We start from the raw sequence: 4,724 nt of genomic DNA, 5'->3' as shown, positions 1-4,724 counted from the left end.
GGGCACCTTGAAATCACTCCCGCCAAAGACCCCAAGGATCTTCACTTGCTCGCCGGCGAATTCGAAGTCGACATGCGTGGCAAGTCTTGGGAAAAGGTACAAGGTGAGATATTGCAACTTGCAGTCAGCCGACCGTATTCCCTGAATCCCGAGCTCACTATAGAGAAAGTGCGCACACTGATGGGTCATATTATTCAGTTCTCATCCCTTCGAACACACGAGAAATTCGAGATTGTGAAGCGATTTTTCGAGAAGGCTGAAATCGCAAAAACGCAGATGGAACTATCTCTTCTCGATGATCTAAGGGCTGACCCAATGATAGCTTTGCCACTCATCAATTATCCATTCGAAGACTTCAGATTGCGTAGTGGCAACGAGTCGTGCCCGGATCGAGCACGCGAAGTTCCTATCGATAAACTCGAAAAGTACACGGCATACAAGTTCTACAGCCTGCTTCGCGCCAAGTCACAAGAAGGAATTATGAATTACGAGGTGGTTTGAGCGTAAGGCGGCCAAAGGCACCTTGAAATCACTCACCCATCACCCTACGAATTTTGTATAACGGGATGGCATTAACCTCCGCTCGACATACTCCCAAGCCAAGGAACTACCGCAGAAATTGCTGTGCCCGGCGCTGCCTTGACCGTTTCGTTAGCCAGACTCTCCTTTAACTTGCCAATAAGTGTATCGTTGATGATTTTTCCACCGGAGACTGTCTTGCTAAGTTGAGCAAGACCGTGCGCTGTGAGTACGAATTTGAGCAATTGTCTGGAATTAACATCTGAGGCACGATCAATCAGAATGTCATCTGGCGCAAGATCCTTGACGTGGATATTTGTGCTGGGGTGCGTGTAGCGAATTAACCGCTCGTTGTGCAGAAAATTTATGGTGCCTGTAAAAACATCACGTTTTTGGCGGGAGTAAAAATAATCAGCTCGGGCTTTTTCCCACGCTTCACGCTCACTCTCTGATGCATCTTCGTCTGGTTCTGCGCCTTCAGGTTTGACGTATTCACCGACGTAGTGTTCCGCTCTGAGCAGTAGGGGTATCGGAAAATTATTGTAGAGCGCGACCAGAAATCGGCTGGCGTAGCTGTTGAATAGTTCAATGTTTTCCAAAATATCTCCTTAACCATCAGGCAGTGCTAAATAGTCGGCGCAATAGAAACAGAACTCTGACGAATCCAAAGCCTAATATGTATAGCTTGAATTAAGTGCCCGGAAAACACTATGGCAAGCTTGTTGTTTGCATCTACGGACTCAAAAATATTATACCAGTACGCTGTCGATCGTCTGGTGCAATGAGCACGCGAAGAGCCCCTGACGGCCACCGATCTGATGCAGCGCCACGCCGATGCCCAAGGCGAGCCGATCCATGTCGAGACCCTCACCCGAATCTTGAAGGATAACGGGTTAGTGTGGAAACGCACGCGCCACAGGTTGAAAAAAATGCGGGATACCGCCGCCTTTGCCAAGTCCAGTCAAGAACTCGACAAGCTGAGGGTGTCCTATGCACGAGCCACCACTACGGGCGGGAAGTGCACACAAGTCCCTGCACGGTTCCGCCTTGTCCGGAAAACGATCATTAGTCGGTCATGCCGGACATTGTCCGAATACTTACTTGATTTACGGGTTTTTGGACATTAAGATAAACGGACGGAACAACGGACAAAAAGAAGCGGAAATGGCACTGATCGGGTGTCGTTTTCAGAAGGCGACTGCACGGAATGTCAGGAGTCCACTGCACTCGCAGCTTGCAGCGCGGCGTACAGTACCGTTGCCATTTTCATAAGTCGACTGCACATGACTTCAAGAGTCGTTTGCACTGCATAGATCACCCGATGTGGGTATGCCGTTCATGCCTTGGCTCTGTTTCCATCGCCGCGAGTCCCTGCAAAATGCCGCAGGCGTCCATGGCCTGCTCGCTTTGGCAACGCTGACGTAGCTCACTGAGTTGCTGCTTAAGCTGGGACAGCTCATCTATCCGTACATCGACGTGGGCGATGTGCTCGTCGAGTAGCTGGTTGACGGCACCACAATCGCCTGCTGACTGGTCAATCAAGCCCAGCAGCGTGCGGATTTCCTCGTGCGTCATGTCCAGCGCGCGACAGTTGCGGATGAAGCGCAACCGGTCAACCTGAGCACTGCTGTAGCTGCGGTAGTTGGCGGCTGTGCGCGCCGGGGCGGGCAACAGTCCTTCCTTTTCGTAGTAACGCACGGTTTCCACCGTGCACTGTGCCACCTGGGCAAGTTCACCGATTTTCATGAGCAGACTCTAAGTTACTTGACCCTGTAGTAACTTCAGGGTGTGAAATACGCCATGTTCCGACAATGGTTTCGCACTATGCCCGCCCCCCTCGCCAAGACTACCCCTACTCATCACGCTTGCTGCCACGATCACTCGCATGATCAGAAGGTCCATGCACACGATCATCACCACGAACCGCATGGCCAGGAATGCTGCACAGGCCGACCGCTGCAAAGGCCGACCTCGGATGCCGACAGCCAGGACATGACCGATATTCCAGCCGGCCACACGCTGACCCGTCTGCGCATCGCCCAGATGGATTGCCCGACCGAAGAAGCCTTGATCCGCAAGAAGCTCGGCGGCATGGCCGCTGTGCGCGGTCTGGAATTCAATTTGATGCAGCGCGTGCTGACCGTGGTACATCGGCACGACGCCCTTTCCGCTATAGATGACGCCATCCGCGACCTCGGCATGACGGCCGAAACGATGGAGAACGCTGCTGTCGCCAGCGCGCCGGTCAGCAAGCCCTGGTGGCCGCTGGCCCTGGCCGGTGTGGCCGCCGTGGGGGCGGAAATCGCGAACTGGCTCGCCGGACCGGAATGGCTGGTCGCGCTGCTGGCACTCATGGCGATCACCCTCAGCGGCATCGGCACCTATCAGAAGGGCTGGATCGCCTTGCGTCACGGAAATCTCAACATCAACGCCCTGATGAGCATTGCCGTCACCGGCGCGGTACTACTGAGACAATGGCCGGAAGCGGCCATGGTGATGGTCTTGTTCACTATCGCCGAGTGGATCGAGGCGAAGTCGCTGGATCGGGCCCGCAATGCCATCCGCAGCCTGCTGCAGCTCACGCCGGAACGAGCGACGGTGCAACAGGCGGACGGCAGTTGGACCGATGTGCCGGTCAAGACCGTGGCCATCGGACAGACCGTGCGCGTCAAGCCGGGAGAACGCATCGCCCTCGACGGCGTGGTCACCATCGGCCGGTCGAGTGTCAACCAGGCACCTATCACGGGCGAGAGCCTGCCAATCGAGAAGTCGGTCGGCGACAGCGTCTTCGCTGGAACCATTAACCAGTCCGGTTCCTTCGAATACCAAGTCACGACTGAATCCACGCATTCGACGCTGGCGCGCATCATTCACGCGGTCGAGGAAGCGCAAGGCGCACGCGCGCCCACCCAGAGCTTCGTCGATCAATTTGCCAAGGTGTACACGCCGGCGGTGTTCGTCTTCGCCCTGGCGGTGGCGCTGGTGCCCCCGTTGCTGCTTGACGGCGGTTGGCACGACTGGATCTACCGGGCGCTGGTTCTGCTGGTCATTGCCTGCCCGTGCGCCTTGGTCATTTCGACGCCCGTCACCATCGTCAGCGGCCTGGCGGCGGCCGCCCGCCATGGCATCTTGGTCAAGGGCGGTGTCTATCTCGAAGAAGGCCACAAGCTCGCGTGGCTGGCTTTCGACAAGACCGGCACCATCACGCACGGCAAACCAGCGATGACCGATGCAGTATTGCTGGATGCGCCGGCCGGGCTGGATGCCGTTCGTATCGCCACCAGTCTCGCGGCGCGATCCGATCACCCCGTTTCTCATGCCATTGCCGTCGCCGGGCGAGAAAACGGCATCCCCCTGCTGGAGGTAGCCGACTTCGCCGCCATTCCTGGGCGAGGGGTGCGCGGAACGGTTGGCGGCGTGCCGTACCAGCTCGGCAACCATCGGCTGGTTCATGAGCTTGGCGTATGTTCGCCTATCCTGGAAGCGCAGCTTGGCGGACTGGAGGAGCAAGGCAAGACGGTCATCCTTCTCACTGATGGCGAGCACGTACTGGCTCTGTTCGCCGTGGCCGACACGGTCAAGGACAGCAGCCGCCACGCGATCCAGGCGCTGCACGAGTTGGGCATCAAGACCGTCATGCTGACTGGCGACAACGCGCACACGGCGCGTGCCATCGCGGCCCAGGTCCAGATTGACGAAGCCTTCGGCGACCAACTGCCGGAGGACAAGCTGCGTGCAGTCGAAGGCTACGCGCGCAGCGGCAAGGTAGGCATGGTGGGCGACGGCATCAATGATGCCCCGGCCCTGGCGCGTGCCGACATCGGTTTTGCGATGGGCGCAGCGGGTACCGACACGGCCATCGAGACGGCTGACGTGGCACTCATGGACGATGACTTGAACAAGATCGCACGCTTTGTTCGTTTGTCACGCGCCACCCGAACGGTACTGGTACAGAACATCGCGCTGGCATTGGGCATCAAGGCGGTGTTCCTGGTCCTGACATTCACGGGACAAGCCACCATGTGGATGGCGGTGTTCGCCGACATGGGCACCAGTCTGTTGGTCGTGTTCAACGGTTTGCGGCTGCTGCGACGTTGAACCGCATCCAGGATGTCCATCATGTGAAGCCAGTGGCCGATTGACGTCTTTCCAGATCCGCAGTAGCGTTCGTCCTCCCTTCAGGGTTTAACAGGCCGTTGAAAAAC

The 4,724-nt window shown here is 57.1% G+C and carries 4 protein-coding genes; 2 read left to right on the top strand and 2 right to left on the bottom strand.

Annotation, left to right across the window (positions count from 1 at the left end; all coding sequences use genetic code 11):
* Positions 1 to 501: hypothetical protein (locus C6P64_RS18295; protein WP_170073143.1), on the top strand; the 501-nt coding region annotated here is incomplete at its 5' end.
* Positions 502 to 572: 71 nt separating this feature from the next.
* Here the strand turns inward: C6P64_RS18295 and C6P64_RS18075 are convergent.
* Both C6P64_RS18075 and cadR read right to left on the bottom strand, forming a co-directional pair.
* On the bottom strand, positions 573 to 1,118 hold the full coding sequence (locus C6P64_RS18075) for a hypothetical protein (RefSeq protein WP_146115975.1): 546 nt from the start codon (positions 1,116 to 1,118) through the stop codon (positions 573 to 575).
* A 715-nt stretch (positions 1,119 to 1,833) separates the two neighbouring features.
* Positions 1,834 to 2,265: a Cd(II)/Pb(II)-responsive transcriptional regulator gene (gene cadR, locus C6P64_RS17385; RefSeq protein ID WP_105749793.1), complete on the bottom strand. Its 432-nt coding sequence runs from the start codon at positions 2,263 to 2,265 to the stop codon at positions 1,834 to 1,836.
* Positions 2,266 to 2,343: 78 nt separating this feature from the next.
* Between cadR and C6P64_RS17380 the strand changes: the two genes are divergently transcribed.
* A complete protein-coding gene (locus C6P64_RS17380; protein WP_105749792.1) occupies positions 2,344 to 4,617 on the top strand; it encodes a heavy metal translocating P-type ATPase in 2,274 nt (757 codons plus the stop codon).
* The last annotated feature ends 107 nt before the right edge of the window (positions 4,618 to 4,724 follow it).

Source organism: Malikia granosa, assembly GCF_002980595.1.
Taxonomy (GTDB): domain Bacteria; phylum Pseudomonadota; class Gammaproteobacteria; order Burkholderiales; family Burkholderiaceae_C; genus Malikia; species Malikia granosa.
Note: the sequence above shows the minus strand (reverse complement) of the source record. Positions and strands in the feature narration are given on the sequence as shown.

Coding starts and splice junctions, on each gene's coding strand:
- cadR (WP_105749793.1), bottom strand. CDS start 2,265: ATGAAAATCGGTGAACTTGCCCAGGTGGCACAGTGCACGGTGGAAACC.
- C6P64_RS17380 (WP_105749792.1), top strand. CDS start 2,344: ATGCCCGCCCCCCTCGCCAAGACTACCCCTACTCATCACGCTTGCTGC.